The following is a 15,271-nucleotide window of genomic DNA, read 5'->3' on the forward strand; positions in this document are numbered from 1 at the left end:
CAGGTAGTCCCTATTTACGTTCCCAAGGCTTAAACAGCGGAAATGTCCAGCGACGCATGGCAATCACTAGAGAAGTACCGTGTTTCTCGTTCATGTCTAATGAGTCGTCGCTTTGGCAGATTTGGTAAAACTCATCAATGACCTTCTGTAGCTTCTGTTGCATCTTTTTGTTTGTTGGCAAGCTCATCAGCCCCGTCGCCATCACCAGTTTTTCATCTTCGGCGGAGAAATAGCTTTGGAAGAAGGCATCTTGAACTTGTTGTTGGAAGAAGCGCTGAATAGGACCGTCAGTGTGCCAACGAAAAGTCGGGGAGATACGTAGACGAATCTTATTACCTGGTAGCAAGTCAATGATATTGAGACGATCGAGTTGGGCGAGCTTTTGTATGAGCTCCAATTCATCAAAGGTGTATTGCTCGATGATTTGCTCGAAGCGATAACCATTAACCACACATACCGCAACAAGCAACAAGCCTTTATCGTCGACCAGCTGCTTTTCTTGTTCTAACGTGAGCGATTCCAGCCCTTTGTTACTTGCCGCTGATAGCTTAAACAATTCTGCCATTTCCAAACCAATTAGTTGACAGATTCGCTCCAACCGATCGAGGCTAATTTGACTGCCTTCTGCCAATAAGCGCTTTACGGAACCTTCGCTTAAGCCCAAGTGTTTTGCTACATCGACATAGTGTATACCGGACAACTTGAGCTGGCGTTTAAGCTCTTTAATTAGGTTGTGACTTTCCGACATATTAACCTTCTACTTCTTGGCGCAACTGTTCTAAGTAAGATTGCATAAACGCTTTACGCTTCACAGCTTCTTCATACGCCGCTTTGGTGTTCATCGTATCTACAATTTTAAACAGTTTGGTTTGGAAGTGATCGATGGTGAATCGTTTATCTTCCAGTTCTCGATGCTCTGCAAACATATCCTGTTCGTTATACAAGGTGGCATCAAATAGCGTGCTGACTTGAATACAGCGTGTAACGCCAATAGCGCCAAGCGCATCTAAGCGGTCTGCGTCTTGGACGACCTGAGCTTCCAAAGTATTCGGCGTAATATTGGCGCTAAAACTGTGCGATTCGATCGCGTGGGCAATGGCGTCATGGTATTGAGCAGGGTAATCGATACTTTCAAGAAACGAAATGGCTTTGGTTGCCGCAATAGCGGAGCTTTGTTTACGGTTTGGGTGATCTTTGGGATAGGTGAAACAATCATGCAAATAGGCTGCGGGTAACACAACTGCTAACTCAGCGCCTTCTTGAAGTGCAAGCTGGCGAGCTGTCTTGACTACGCGGCGGACATGGCTGAGGTCGTGAGCCGCATCGGTTTGCATCTCTTGTTGCATAAATTGAAGGAACTGAGACTCAAATCGGTTGAGCTCTGATGTATTGAGTTGAGGCATGGATTTCTTCTAAAAAATAAAGGCTTAGACAGAGTATGCCTAAGCCTTTATTAAATTGCCAAATGAGACGTTGTTATTGCGATGTTACGATGAATACGTTGTCGTTTTATTGTGTACGAGTGAAGCGGAACGTCTGCACTTTTTGCTCTGCTCCGTCGATGTATGCATAGCTATCGATGGTCCAAACGTTTGGACCTGCGAAACCTAGTTCCACACGTACATCACCGGTTGGAATTCCTTGATAGATAACGTCGTTAATGTTCATCGGATAAAAGTTGTAGCGATTGCTTTGCGCTTGTTGCTCGCCTGCAAATGCGACCGATACATCTTTTGCTTGGTTAGTTAATGTCAATTGATAGCCAGCTTGTTGGTCGAACGTGAATGCGGCATTAAGGTCAACACCTTGCGAGTTGGTCACCTTAATATTTGCTTCTGTTGTTTTCGCCAGAGAACCGTGCGCTTGTAAGCCGTCTAAGCCTTTAAAATCGCGATTGTGGTTTTGGATGTTTACGTTCCAATCCCCAACAAAGTTATCGATTTCTTGCCATTGCTGAGGTGCGTTGGTGGTTGCTGTATTCTGACCGCCATTGATGCCACCAATCGCTTCGTTACGGCTATCATGGCGAATGTTTTCTCGATTGTTGTGAATATCTGCGCCAGCTCCTGCTACTCCGCCAGCAACACCACCTGCGACAGCGCCTTTCATTGCAAGCTCTGCGTCGCCAGTTAATGCGCCCATAGTAAGACCGAGAAGTGCACCGCCAGCGGCTCCTTGTTTTGTTAATGCATTTGGATCGTCTTCTCCCGGAGTCACGCATCCTGCAAGTAGGGGAAGAGATAGCGCCGCGACCAATGTTGTTTTGTTGAAAATGTTCATGTGTTCACTCCGAGATGTTTGGTTCGGAGCTATTATTGAACGCTGTTTGATTGTGAATCCACTTATCTCGCTGATAACCGTCAGTTATCACATGCAAACGTTTTTTATTAAAAAGCTCAAATCTTAACTGAATAGCTCGATAAAAAAGAGATAAAGAAAAGGGTCAACATCGCTGTTGACCCTATATGGTTTTATTCTTTTATTTTATAAGCACTAATTTTGACGTTGTTAGTGGTAAATCTACTTTGGGCGATTTTTGGCTTTTTAATATAAAGCTCAACTAACTTGCTAACTTTAGTGCTTGTTCAACACGAGTGCAAATATTTATTACGTAAACTATCTATATTCTGAAATATAATTTGAAGTAATATCACAACAGATAACAATCTAAAATGGTGGAAATAGCGCAAGATCGCTTGTGCTGTCTCATGTTTGAGCCAAGCATAAACTGGATCGCCATTTTGTGATCTGGATCAATATTAATCCTCCTTCAGAGGGATAGCATTCACGCGAAATTGAGAATTATAAATTGAGCCTAAGCTATGCAGGATTTATATGAGCTAGAGCGTAAGTTGGTGGAATACGGCGCAGACATGAAAGGCTTAAAGGTTGTTCCTGCAATCATTGATCAAGATGGCAAGGTTGTTTATTTAGGGAATACACCCTCGTTGCTAAGAAATGTCATTAGTTGCCGTAGACAGCTAACGCAACGCGTAAAGAAATAAAAAAGGGTCTGATGCAAATCAGACCCTTTTTTGTATGTGCAGATTAGAGATTAACGCTTGTACGTTACTTGCTCTTGTTGACCAAGGTGAATGTGCGTTGTTGCCGGTTGAGTTTCAGCAATGACTTTACCGTGGCGAACAGAGTAGCGAACAGGTACTTGGCGGCGCACTGCATCAAAACCATTTTCTGCAGGAAGGATAAGCAAGCTACCTGGCTTACCTGCTTCAATGCCGTGTTTGTCTTGAATGTTCAGTGTGCGTGCTGAATTGGTGCTGATCAGATCAAGTGAGTTGTTGATTTGGTCGTAACCCATTACCTGACATACGTGCAGACCCATGTGCAGAACTTGCAGCATGTTTGCAGTGCCTAGTGGGTACCAAGGATCAAAGACGTCATCGTGACCAAAACATACGTTGATGTTGGCGTTCAGCATTTCTTTTACACGAGTCACACCACGGCGTTTCGGGTAATCATCGAAGCGACCTTGAAGGTGGATGTTCACCAATGGGTTTGCAACAAAGTTGATGCCAGACATGCGTAGCAGACGGAACAGGCGAGATGCGTAAGCACCGTTGTAAGAGCCCATCGCCGTTGTATGGCTTGCGGTTACCTTGTGACCCATGTTGAACTTGTGCGCTAGCGCTGCAAGAGTTTCAACAAAGCGTGATTGTTCGTCATCGATCTCATCACAGTGTACGTCGATCAAACGGTCGTATTTCTGTGCCAGTTCGAAAACGTAGTGCAGAGACTCGATGCCGTACTCACGAGTGAATTCAAAGTGAGGAATAGCACCAATAACGTCAGCACCCAACTGAACTGCCTCTTCTAGCAATTCTTTGCCGTTCGGATAAGACAGAATGCCTTCTTGTGGAAACGCAACGATTTGGATGTCTACCCACTCTTTCATTTCTTCGCGTACTTCTACCATTGCTTTTAGAGCAATTAGAGTAGGGTCAGAAACGTCAACGTGAGTACGAACGTGCTGTACACCGTTTGCAATTTGCCACTTAAGTGTTTGTTTCGCGCGTGATTTTACGTCTTCAATCGACAGCATTTCTTTGCGCTCAGCCCAACGCTCGATACCTTCGAAAAGTGTGCCAGAGATGTTCCAGCTCGGCTCACCAGCGGTTTGCGTGGTATCTAGGTGAATGTGCGGCTCACAGAATGGCGCGACAGCCATGCCGCCCTCCGCATCAAGAGTGTCACCTGTGTAATCTAGTTCTACATTATTGTCTTCAATACGCTTGAATTGACCATCCTCAATCAAAATTTGCTGGAGACCTTCCTGTCCCTTAAGCGTTGCGTTCTTGATCAATAGTGTTGTCATGATGGTTCCTTACGCTGGCTGCTGTGCCAGTGTCTTTTTATTAAGAATAGGATTTAGAATCAGGTAGCTGATTGTGCCGCCTAGTACCGCGTTCACAGGTACTACGCCCGGAAGGAAGTGACCTGCTGCAACGCCAATCGCTACCGCGATAATGCCAGCCCAGTTGACCGTTTGGAACTCCGCTGCTGCGAAATTTGTGTAACGTTTACGGTTCATGAAGAAGTCCGCAATAATGACGCCACCAATTGGTGGAATTGCAAGCGATAGGAAGGTTAACCAGCCTACAAAGTTATTGTACAGCCATAGTGCGCACAATGTACCTATTAAACCGTTTGCCATAGAGATGTATTTACTTGGCAAGCCTGTGATGTTGGAGAATCCTAGACCTGATGCGTAAAGCGCATTGTCATTGGTTGTCCAGATGTTTAAGCCAAGCACGATGATAGCTGGGATAAGAAGACCTTGCGCAATCATCACTTCTGAAATGTCTGATTGACCGGTTACTGCGGCACCTGCGGCACCGAAGATGAACATCAATGAGTTACCGATGAAGAATGCCACCATTGTGACCATCACGGCACCTTTTGGCTTTTTGCCGAAACGTACGAAGTCTGCAGTTAGTGTCCCTGCACTGACAAATGAGCCAACGACCATTGCTAGCGCTACAGAAAAGTCGATAGGTTGCGCTGGTTGTACTTTTTGTAGCTCAGCTACACCACCAACGCTGTTTACCGCTTCGACTACTGAGTAACCACCAAGCAGAGCAATCGCTGGTACTGCAATCGCTGAAAGTACCATTAGTGCAGAGATACCGAAGTAAACCGTTGCGGTCATGAGTAGACCAGAAATGATAATGAGTGTGTTTGTGTCAATGCCTGTTGCTTTGTTTACTGGAATTGCAAACATAGCCACGCCAACACCAAACCAACCAACTTGTGTGCCACCAAGAAGAGCGGAAGGGAGCCAAGAGCCTTTAGAGCCAAATGAGAAACGAGCAAGGAGGTGAGTAGAGAGACCAGTAGAAGCGCCGATGTAACCGAGGAAAGAAGTGTAGATGCCGAGGATTAGGTTACCAATAAGAACAGCGAGGAAGAAATCATCAAAAGAAAGTCCGGTACCGAGCGAACCGCCTGTCCACATACTTGCGGAGAAGAAAGTGAGTCCCAACATTACCATGGTTAATGATGCAACACCCTTTCTGGCAGTGTTAGGAACCGGTCCAAGACTGTAGTTATTGTCTGCAGCCATTTTTACCTCCGCAAAGAAAATTAAAACGAATTATAGATCCCAATTTCTGGGCAAACGGCGCGTATTATCGTGATGTAAATCTCATAGTCAATGAGTTTTTTGTCATTTAAGCGTTTGCTTTAAGGTTTTTGTTTATTAATGCTTTTTAAAACATGGTGTTATAGTTTTTTGAAAAATCAAAAAAGTTTAGCTACAAGTGGGTTTTGTTTTCTGTAATGTGTAATGAAATCGGTGTCATTGGTAGTTCGTGGTTGTGATGTCATATTTATGTGGTTTGTTTATAAAATTGCGATTTGATTGATTTTAGTGATGGTTGGCAAACGTTTTTATGAGCTTGCTGGTAACCGTTGTTTTTTATTTAATCGAAAGGCGATTTGTAAGCTTATTCTTTTGTAAGTTTGACTTGATGATTTGGGTTAAGTGGGTATTTATAATAGATAACGTCGTGACTTTTACGTGTGTAATCGATTGTAAAGTTATTCAATAAGGTTGGTTGCTGAGCGCGGGAGGGTAAATCGAAGAAGTTGGAGAAGGAATAGACAAAAAAATAGCCAACCGCAAAGAGTGCGATTGGCTTATATACTTGTGAACAAATTCAAGTTCACTAACAACGTCAGTTGGCTAGGTGACCCTCGGCTTAAGAAGGGTCACTTTAAATAATGCAGTTAGTGTGCCAACTTTAAAACCACCGAAAAAACACGGTTTCTGTGATATGAGTTGCCTAAATTTAGCTGTTTGTTGCAAATTGCAAATGCGGATTGCAATTTGTAATTATAATGCTAATGATGAATTAATTAACTAGAGTAATTCTTTTTATAACATTACTAGGCTTGCGGTACCTAAGAAGGCAAAGAAGCCAACGACATCCGTTACCGTGGTCAGAATCACTGAGCCCGCCAATGCTGGATCGAGTTTGAGCTTGTCTAAAACTATTGGGATAAGCACACCAAATAAGGCTGCAGTAACAATATTGACGATGATCGCCAGAGCAATGGTGCCGCCCAATACGGGAGATTGGAACCAAAGCCCTGCTAAACCACCGATGATCAGCGCCCACAGCAATGCATTAAGAGAGCCGATTCCCAATTCGTTTTTGAGTAATGCAAAACGGTTACCTGGAGTGATCTGGTTTAATGCCATAGCACGAACCATCAGGGTCAGTGTTTGGCTACCAGCGATACCACCCATTGAGGCTACTATTGGCATCAGCACAGCAAGGGCGACCACCTGCGCAATCACGTCTTCAAATAGACCAATGGTGACGGAGGCTAGAATTGCAGTGAGTAAATTTATACCCAACCAAACTCCACGCTTTTGCGAACTCTTTAAAACAGGGGCGAATAAGTCATCGCCTTCGTCCATACCGGTACCCGCCATCAAACGTGCTTCGTAGATTTCACGTTGAGTACTCAATGCAAATTGCCAATCCACTTCTCCGATCAGGGTTTGATCCGCATCGGTAACCGGAAGTGCCGGAAGCGCACTGTGCTCAAGTGCTTCCACTGCTTCCGGAAGTTCCATTTTACTATCGAGTACGGTGACGGTCTCAATCGCTAAAGTTTTAAGGCGGACGTCAGCTTCACTACGCAAGATTTCATAGTAGTTTACCGCACCACGAAACTGTTTCTTACGGTTGATGAGATACACTTGCTGTGGTGTATCGTAGCTATAGCGCTCCATCAAGCGTCTTGCTTTACCAACGGTGATATTAAAAGGGAGGGTGATTATCTTACGCTCTGCCCAACGACCGAGTTGTTCGTCTTCGTATTCGTTCGCTTGATCATAAAGCTCAAGTTCATCTTTCTCGATAAGCTCTAGTGCTTCATTGATGAACTCTTCTGGCAGAGAGTCTGCCCATTCGATTAAAGATAAGTTATCTAGCTTGGCTAGCGTGAGCTTTAGCTCTATTTCCGATAATGCTTCGATGATAGAAAGGCGCACTTCAGCACGCATTTCCGTTAGTACATCAATATGTAGCTCTAGTGGTAATGCACGCCACAAGCGCACACGATCATCGATAGGAAAGGCTTCGAGGATCAGCGCAACAGCACCGGGCTCGAGACCGCATTCGATAGAATCATTCAAAGCGGTGACTTGATCCGCTTCGTCTGCTTGGACAATTTGTTCGATTAGAGTGGAGAGGTCTTGAAACTTACTCACCGAGCACCCCGACAGTCAGATTATTCTTATAGGCAGCTGATCAAGGTACTCGAAAATAGCAGAAAAACAATAGCCTATTGGTTACTTATCTGTAGGTAAGGTGAGACCAATTGGCGAATGTTCACTTTTGCGCCAATACGGGCTGCCAGCAAGTACATTCCGCCGATCTTTCTATGTAGGAATAGGGCATCTGCTGGTGGCGTGTGCCAGTAGTCTTGCTCCATGCTTAGAATGGTGCCAGCTTCTCTAAGTTTCTGGGCTAAACCACTGGCTTTGAAGTCATAAGGCTCATCCACTAACATTGGCTCACATGCCATTTTTACCAAATCAAGAATCGCTTGGCGCTGCGTAGGCATGATGGTTGTGCTGAAGAAACCAATCTGTTCCAGTGCATCGTTCAAGCCTTGTTCGTCGTCGTTAACAACCGATGCAAAAGCTTGGCGATAACCAGTGCTGAATCGTTCGCTGTACTCGCGAGTCGCACCGAAATCTAACAAGCCGATTTGACGGGTGTTCTCTATGTATAAATAGTTGGCAAAGTTGGGATCGGTTTGCACCATCTTGAATTCGAACAGCTCTCGGAATAGCAATTCGAGCAGGCTGTGCATAACGAAGTCACGCGTATTTTGGTCATAGTGTTCAATTTGCTCAATCGGGCTGCCATCAATGAATTCCATAGCGAGAACGGATTCTGAACAACTTTCAGTGTGAATCTTTGGCACGACAAAATGAGGGTGATCCTTCAAAGCGTCATGATAACGAATGGCAAATTGCGCTTCTCGTGCGTAATCGGCTTCATCATGCAGTTGCTTTTTGGCTTCTTCCAGCAACCCTTTGTAATCAACAGACTCGGGAATTAACCCAACGACTTTGAGCAAAGTACCCACGTTGTCTACGTCGCTGTCGATGCTCTTTCTTATGCCAGGATATTGCACTTTGACTGCTAGGTTATCACCTCCGTCACTGTAGGCTTGGTGTACTTGTCCGATTGAGGCACTGGCAATTGGCTTGAAGTTAAAGGACAGGAACTCGGCTTTCCAATTCGTCCCTAATGAACTTTCCATTACTCCATTTAGCTGTTTGGCTGGCATCGGGTCTGCATTGGAGCGAAGGCGAGAGAGAATATCGGCGAGTTCAGGTTCTAAAACATCACCAGCATCCATTGAGAGCATTTGACCAAGCTTCATTGCAGCGCCACGCAAGTGAGCAAGTTGGTCTGTTAAACGCGCGATGTTTTGTGGCGTCAGCAACAGGTCTTTCGCTTTAGGTTTATTACCTTTGGCGATTTGTTTAGTGCCTTCTGCAATTACGTTGCCTGCGACACGGGTTGCAAGGGAAGCAAACTTGCTGAATCTTGAGATACGATGGGTAGGTAGGCTTCTTTCCTTTGCCGACATGAATCTTCTCCGCTTATGACTAACTATTTGTTATACGGGAAAAGTACGTGCTTGGATACAAATGAAAAGAAAACCGCCAGCAGAACTGGCGGTTTATGAGTTTAGATAGAGTAGAAGAAGTACAGTTGAGACTTCATTCGGATGATGATGCCACGAATCACATCCAAGAACGCTAGGAAACCGATCGGCTTCTCGCCGCTGACCCATGCTAAGCCAACCGAACCGACAGGGATATCGTAGCCTTCTGGCTCGTCAATCTTAAGGCGGACAAAGTGATGCTTATTCTGTAAGTTCTTGCCAGTTGTAGCGCGAACGGAATCATCCAAACCAAGTAGGTTGCCTTGTGACTCACCAGTCGCTTCAACAATGCCCTCTACGGTTGCAGAGAAGATCTTGCCAGGATAAACCGAAGAAGAGAATTCCGCAGGTTGACCTGGTTTGATGTTACGAATCGCTTGGTGATTGACGCGCATCAGAACGTACTTCTCGTTGGTGTACATATTGATACGCGGCATCATCGAAACACGTTGACCTTCACGCAAGATAAAGTTGGTCACAAAGCCATCTGCTGGTGCGTGAACTTTCGTACTGCTCAAATCCCATTGCGCTTTTGCAATTTGCTCCTCAGCTTGGCGCAATTCAGCCTGTTTGGTTTCAACTGCTAATTCTGCTTTATGAATTGCCAGTTTTGCTCGTGAGATATCAACTTGTTTCTTCTTAATTTGAGATTCAAGAGTTAACACGTTGTGGCGTGCCATATCAACGGCACTCGATTGTTTGTCGATGTCGCTTTCCGTGATGGTGTTTTGGACCACACGGTTTTGTTCAACGTAACGATCGAGCATCTTTTTCTGCAATTTGTAGTCAACTTTCGCCGCTTCTAATTGGCTCTTGGAGGTTTCTAGATCTTGTACCAGAGCTTGATGGTTTGCTTCTTCAATCTCGATATCACCTTGTGCTGTTGCCAGTGCTACTCGAGCCGAATCAGCTGACACGTTTGCTTGGTTCAATGCGATCTCATACTGCGTTGGATCGAGTTCGTAAATGAGCTGACCTTTCTCAATCTGTTGATTTGGTTTGATGTAAATATGGTCAACTTTGCCTTTCACGTTGGTCGAATCTGGACGCAATTGGATGTGCGGTGATTGCACAACAGAGCCGCCAGATAAGTCCATAGGCGTGAAGTTAATGAGACCTACCCATACGAACATTAACCAACCTAAACCGCCAAGATAAGCGAACGATTTGGTTGCTTTGTTCCAAGGCATACCGACTAAACGGAGCAGGTAGATGAAGAGTGCCCATACCGCTAAACCTTCTAACATTATGCCTCCTCTTGTGGCTGTGTTTCTGTTTGCGGTTTACTTTTCCATGTATCACGCAGATTGATGATGGCTTTTTCCATATCAACGAATGCAAAGATTACGGCTAACACCCATACCCAGTGCCAGACAAATCCTATCCAGGTGAGGGCGGTGATAAGCCCTATCTGGTGATGGTCTTTGCTGTGTGCCTTATTGATTGGCAACTCATGGATTTTCCAAAAGCCGTAACATGCGCCAGCGACACTCGCGATTAAAACGACGGCAGCGACAACATGTAACGCTGTATCTGCGCCTGTTCCGACAAATGGGACACTCAGTAAACTCATTAAACACTCCTCTATCAAACTGTTGGCGTATTGTGATCTGGAATTGAAATAGGTGAGGGTTTGTGACAAATTCAATCACTAGAAGATTAAATTTGATGTGATTGGTTATGAAAACGGTTCGATTTATTCGCGCGATGGGTATTTTAAATATGCATAACCTCGCGTTATCTAAGTATAATTTGAGCTCTGAAGAGCTTGGGATCCCGTCGTCGGTGTTTCATAATCCAATGACATTGGTGCCTTTAAAGGCGGTCGCGGAATGGTATCGACGTGTTGAGCAACTCAGTAATGATCCTGATGTGGTGCTTAATTTGAGTCGTGGCATCGAATTGCAGAAACTCGGTCCTGTCGGTCGATGGTTATTTTCTGGTAACGATTTAGCCAGTACGATTCGACGTGTGAATTACGGAGTGAGTAACCTGCAATCGGGGGCTTTTTTTGCTGGCGAGCAGTCAGGGAAGATCATCAAGTGGACTTACCATAACCCCTTCGTTGAAACCTCAGTGAAAGTACATGACAGCATTCGCTGTGCGATTTTCATGATTAAGATTTTACGTGAATTTCTGGGACAAGATTACAAACCATTGCGCGTGATGATTTCTGGCTCTAGGAAAAACGGTGAGCTCTATAAAGAGTACTTTGGCTGTGAAGTAGAATGGAGCCAACCCAAGACCGAAATATGGATTAACGGCGATGACCGTCTCGCTTCTCGGCAGGTAATTCATCGCGAAGACAACCGTTTAGCAATGAGTTTTTCCGATTTGGATGATTTACTCAATATGCCAGATCCAGAAGATGAGCTGAAAGTGATATATGAAGTGGTGCACTACAGCAGTCATTACGGATTACCAACGCTAGAGCGTGTCTCTGCGTTGTTAGGATTATCTGACCAGCAGTTTCAGCGCCGGCTTCATAAACTAGGTCTCAATTTCTCCACGGTATCGGGTTACGTATTGAGCAATGTTGCTGCGGGTTTGTTGAGTAAGCACGTCAGCATTGAAGATATTGCGGCGCGCCTCGGTTACACCAATGTGGCCAGCTTTAATCGTATGTTCAAAAAACATCGTGGTTTAACGCCCAAGCAATATGCGGCTCGATTGGAAAAATAGTCTTTGTAAGAAAAAGTGTTGTTAGTAAACAAAAGCCGCTCGTTTTAGCGGCTTTGGTTTTTAGGGTATGAGACGTTTACTGCTCGGGACGCCAGCTCAGTGCACTTGCAACCGCACCGATAGCAACAACATCTTTTTGTTGCTCGCTAAGTTCTGGCAGCATCTGTACTGCGATTGTGCCGTTTGTTTGCACTGCCGCAATTTCTTGTGTGCCTTGTTTAAAGCTGTAACCCAATGGAATGTCTACCGCCATCATGGAATCAGGGCTAGTGTGTACGGTTTCCACATTGAAATGAGTGTCGCCAACGCGAACGGTGCCTGTTTCTTTCTTTTCTAAGCTGATATCAATCAGTGCCGATTTAGGCTCCATCGCAAACTCACCGACTTTTACACCGTCTTGGGTGATTTGGCATGTGTAAGGATCGTTTCCACCGAAATCGACGCCCATATAGTTAACTGACATGCCGCCGCCCGTGCAACTCAATAGCCAAGTTTTACCATTGTCGATGCGCGTGACTTCTGCACCCATCGCCCCATCTTTAAACGATACGCGATTAAACCAGCTCGACTTTGAGGCGCTGCGTGAGTATTTTCCTTTGTACTTACCAGCAAAGTCGAAATAGCCATCAGCACCAAATCCCCAGAAATCGCCATCTGTTTTGACCAACATTTCTGGTTGTGCTTTCACCGCATCGGATCGATCCATTACGGCAAGACCACCACAACCGACAAGGAACAAAGGGGCGAGCAAAGTAAGTTTCTTCATGTTTTTCATCATTTATCGCTTGGTTACATCTAGGATTTGATCGGTAAATTGAATGTTGTGTATATCGAATAATTCATCGGTACCAGTGCTAGGGCAGGTCACTGATACGTTCTTCGCAGTTACAAGGGTACAGTCTGCGAATGCGTGCGAAACGATATAAGTGTTAACGCCACCTTCGCCGTAAATACGGTTGTTTTGCCCGTTGCCTTCAAATGTATTATTTTGATCATTCCCGATGACATCCATCGCTTGGTCGCCAATGATCTTCACGTTTATTAACCATTGAGATTTATAGGTGTATGCTTCAACTACACCGTTTTCATTTGGTGACATACGGAAGGTAGGAACCGTACCTGGTCGCGTGTTATCTGTGTAGACTTTGACGCCTTCAGAATCGATGTGTGCAGTGTAGTGTAAGTGGCTGTGGAAGAGTTCACTAATCCACTCAACGGCTGATGGATCTTGCGTGTGCATCGCTGAACGAGTCAGTGCTTGATAGCCATCTAAGCCATGCCCATTTGCTTTCGCTACGCCCATGTAGGCTTCAAAAGCGGCAGCAAAGTATTCATGAGAAAAAGATGTTCCCGTTTGTTTTACACGTTCAGGATCAAAGTCGTCAGACTCCCAATCTTGCCAATCACGCTGAGTCGGTTGCCAGACAGTTTGCTTACCTGCTTGAGCATCGTTGTAGATGTTTAGCGCGTGTGTTTGGATTTCATTTTGCAATGACGAAGTCGACGGGTTAGGTGCAATACCTTGCGCTTGGACCAAGTGTAAAATTTCTTCAAAAGCGGCATCTCGATCGGCGTGTTCTCCGAGATAGGCGCAGTAATCCGAAAAGTTGCTCATGTAATGACAGTCACCTTCGACTGTCAGTTCTCGATACATCAAAGATTGACTGTTTATCAGCCAATTTGGCGTGTCTTGGCTGCTCATTAATGTGGACGTGATGGAATCGATGAGAACATCCATATCGTCCTCACTCAATACCGTCATGCTAGCAACAAACTTTTCTAAAGAATCGGTATCAAAACTGTGTGTTAAACCAGAATCTAATACCGCATCACTCAATTTGTTTTGGCGAATCAGTTCCCCAACAAAAACTTTAGTTAATAGCTCATTGCTTTGATCATCGTCTCTCGTCAGCATTAAAGTGGCATCGTGCTCAGCTAGTGTCTTAGCGATCTCAGATTTGTCGGCACCGAATTTAGACCCCGGTTGGTTTGTGAGTAAGTGCTGGATGATTTTGGCTGCACGAAAAATTTTCTCATTATTTGCTCCATCATCGACCGCAATGATATGAAATGATTGGTCATCGTGGGCTGCTGGAACAGAAACTTTCAAGTAGTGGGTAAACCCCGCATCAGAAGCGACTTTTAACTTCGGTGGAAACTGTGAAGAGACGGCTGCTGGGATAGATACGGTGCTTGTGATTGGATTTGGTTGAGGTGTTGACGTATCCGAACTGAATTCATTGCTACCGAACGAAGATAGGCTGACCACACACAGCATTGCTAAAGGTGTTAATTGAGCGAATTTCATCTTTTTGTACTCACAAACTGAAGGTTCGCCGAGGAATGTAGGGGGATAGGAAATTTCTGTCTATATGCGCAAATATAGTCATAACCACTAAAAATGGTTAGTTGTAAGGTTATTAATTCGATAAAACTAAAATAATAACGGGTTTATATGTGATTATTGGTTTTATTTCCGAATTAAAGTTTTGATATTCATTTATAAAATAGAGGGTTGTTCTGTTTCCTGACTCTTACAATGATACTGCCGATTGTAAATGTATGGTTTGTAAGGCTTTGTAAGCCGTTCTGTGTATGAAAAAGTGTCGGCAGTGTGGGTTGCACCCTACAAAACGAACGATATACTTCTCCTGTTTTATAGATGGAGTGAATAGATCATGGTTGGCAATAAAATCTTGCTCGTAGAGGATGACTCTGAGATTGCTCGATTAACCAAAATGTACCTAGAGGCTGAGGGCTACCTAGTGACAGTGGTCGACAATGGTCTAAATGCACTAGATGCAATCAAAGATTTGAAGCCTGATTTGGTGTTGCTGGATCTGATGCTCCCGGGTAAAAATGGCGCAGAGATATGTCAGGAAGCGCGCGAGTTTTTTCACGGGATCATTATTGTTCTGACTGCAACAGATGATGAAATGAGTGAAGTAAGCTTGTTTAAGTTTGGTGCTGATGATTACCTAACCAAGCCCATCAAAGGTAATATTCTCTTAGCTCGGATTGAAGCCGCCTTGCGTCGCTATTGTCGTCAGGTCGATACGGTTGAAGAGACAGAATTGAGCCGATACGGTATTGAACTGTGTACGCGTCGCTCTAAAGCGTACTATCTAGAACAAGATATTGACCTGACGGATTCTGAGTTCGAAATCTTGGAACTTTTGATGCTCAATGTCGACAAACCTGTCTCCCGAGAGTCATGCTGCCGCCTAGCGAGAGGTATTGAGTACTGCATTACCGATCGATCAATTGATATGCGAATTTCATCGTTACGTAAAAAATTCGCCAAAGCGCACATCCACACCGCAACGATTAAAACAGTGCGTAATCGCGGTTACATGCTGACGGGCAAATAATC

Annotated in this window: 14 protein-coding genes; 3 read left to right on the forward strand and 11 right to left on the reverse strand. The window is 44.7% G+C overall.

Features of this window, described 5'->3' with window-relative positions:
* Positions 1 to 10 precede the first annotated feature (10 nt).
* The 3 genes from J4N44_RS19860 to J4N44_RS19870 all read right to left on the reverse strand — a co-directional run bounded on the left by J4N44_RS19860 (position 11) and on the right by J4N44_RS19870 (position 2,280).
* Positions 11 to 748 (reverse strand): helix-turn-helix domain-containing protein, encoded by a 738-nt coding sequence (locus tag J4N44_RS19860; RefSeq protein WP_252045646.1) that lies wholly within the window; start codon positions 746 to 748, stop codon positions 11 to 13.
* A gap of 1 nt (position 749) precedes the next feature.
* A complete protein-coding gene (locus tag J4N44_RS19865) occupies positions 750 to 1,403 on the reverse strand; it encodes an HD domain-containing protein (protein ID WP_009701804.1) in 654 nt (217 codons plus the stop codon).
* 106 nt (positions 1,404 to 1,509) lie between these two features.
* Positions 1,510 to 2,280, reverse strand: a complete 771-nt coding sequence (locus J4N44_RS19870) for a YMGG-like glycine zipper-containing protein (protein ID WP_009696250.1) — start codon at positions 2,278 to 2,280, stop codon at positions 1,510 to 1,512.
* A 542-nt stretch (positions 2,281 to 2,822) separates the two neighbouring features.
* Between J4N44_RS19870 and J4N44_RS19875 the strand changes: the two genes are divergently transcribed.
* Entirely contained in the window at positions 2,823 to 3,005 is a 183-nt protein-coding gene (locus J4N44_RS19875; protein WP_005453531.1) for a hypothetical protein, read from the forward strand.
* 50 nt (positions 3,006 to 3,055) lie between these two features.
* Here the strand turns inward: J4N44_RS19875 and J4N44_RS19880 are convergent, their stop codons facing one another.
* From J4N44_RS19880 to J4N44_RS19905, 6 genes are all read right to left on the reverse strand, one after another.
* Entirely contained in the window at positions 3,056 to 4,333 is a 1,278-nt protein-coding gene (locus J4N44_RS19880) for a cytosine deaminase (protein WP_009696249.1), read from the reverse strand.
* Between the two features lie 9 nt (positions 4,334 to 4,342).
* Positions 4,343 to 5,581: a cytosine permease gene (codB, locus tag J4N44_RS19885; protein ID WP_038899256.1), complete on the reverse strand. Its 1,239-nt coding sequence runs from the start codon at positions 5,579 to 5,581 to the stop codon at positions 4,343 to 4,345.
* An 813-nt stretch (positions 5,582 to 6,394) separates the two neighbouring features.
* The gene (locus tag J4N44_RS19890; protein WP_009696247.1) at positions 6,395 to 7,741 is read right to left on the reverse strand and encodes a magnesium transporter; all 1,347 of its coding nucleotides are present in this window, start codon (positions 7,739 to 7,741) and stop codon (positions 6,395 to 6,397) included.
* 74 nt (positions 7,742 to 7,815) lie between these two features.
* Positions 7,816 to 9,138, reverse strand: coding sequence for an ABC1 kinase family protein (locus J4N44_RS19895; RefSeq protein ID WP_009696246.1), 1,323 nt, complete (start codon positions 9,136 to 9,138; stop codon positions 7,816 to 7,818).
* A 101-nt stretch (positions 9,139 to 9,239) separates the two neighbouring features.
* The gene (locus J4N44_RS19900) at positions 9,240 to 10,463 is read right to left on the reverse strand and encodes an HlyD family secretion protein (RefSeq protein ID WP_009701696.1); all 1,224 of its coding nucleotides are present in this window, start codon (positions 10,461 to 10,463) and stop codon (positions 9,240 to 9,242) included.
* On the reverse strand, positions 10,463 to 10,789 hold the full coding sequence (locus J4N44_RS19905; RefSeq protein WP_005433326.1) for an MFS transporter: 327 nt from the start codon (positions 10,787 to 10,789) through the stop codon (positions 10,463 to 10,465). Before J4N44_RS19905 ends, J4N44_RS19900 begins: the two co-directional genes overlap by 1 nt.
* 107 nt (positions 10,790 to 10,896) lie before the next feature.
* Between J4N44_RS19905 and J4N44_RS19910 the strand changes: the two genes are divergently transcribed.
* Positions 10,897 to 11,898, forward strand: a complete 1,002-nt coding sequence (locus J4N44_RS19910; protein ID WP_005453543.1) for an AraC family transcriptional regulator — start codon at positions 10,897 to 10,899, stop codon at positions 11,896 to 11,898.
* Between the two features lie 76 nt (positions 11,899 to 11,974).
* Here the strand turns inward: J4N44_RS19910 and J4N44_RS19915 are convergent, their stop codons facing one another.
* Together J4N44_RS19915 and J4N44_RS19920 are read right to left on the reverse strand one after the other, a co-directional pair.
* Entirely contained in the window at positions 11,975 to 12,664 is a 690-nt protein-coding gene (locus J4N44_RS19915) for a VV20781 family protein (RefSeq protein ID WP_049536526.1), read from the reverse strand.
* Positions 12,665 to 12,676: 12 nt separating this feature from the next.
* Positions 12,677 to 14,206, reverse strand: coding sequence for a hypothetical protein (locus J4N44_RS19920; RefSeq protein ID WP_252045647.1), 1,530 nt, complete (start codon positions 14,204 to 14,206; stop codon positions 12,677 to 12,679).
* Positions 14,207 to 14,576: 370 nt separating this feature from the next.
* On the opposite strand from J4N44_RS19920, the gene J4N44_RS19925 reads away from it, so the two are divergent.
* Positions 14,577 to 15,269, forward strand: coding sequence for a response regulator transcription factor (locus tag J4N44_RS19925; RefSeq protein WP_005453547.1), 693 nt, complete (start codon positions 14,577 to 14,579; stop codon positions 15,267 to 15,269).
* Positions 15,270 to 15,271: the final 2 nt, after the last annotated feature.

It is taken from the genome of Vibrio sp. SCSIO 43155 (assembly GCF_023716605.1).
Taxonomy (GTDB): domain Bacteria; phylum Pseudomonadota; class Gammaproteobacteria; order Enterobacterales; family Vibrionaceae; genus Vibrio; species Vibrio harveyi.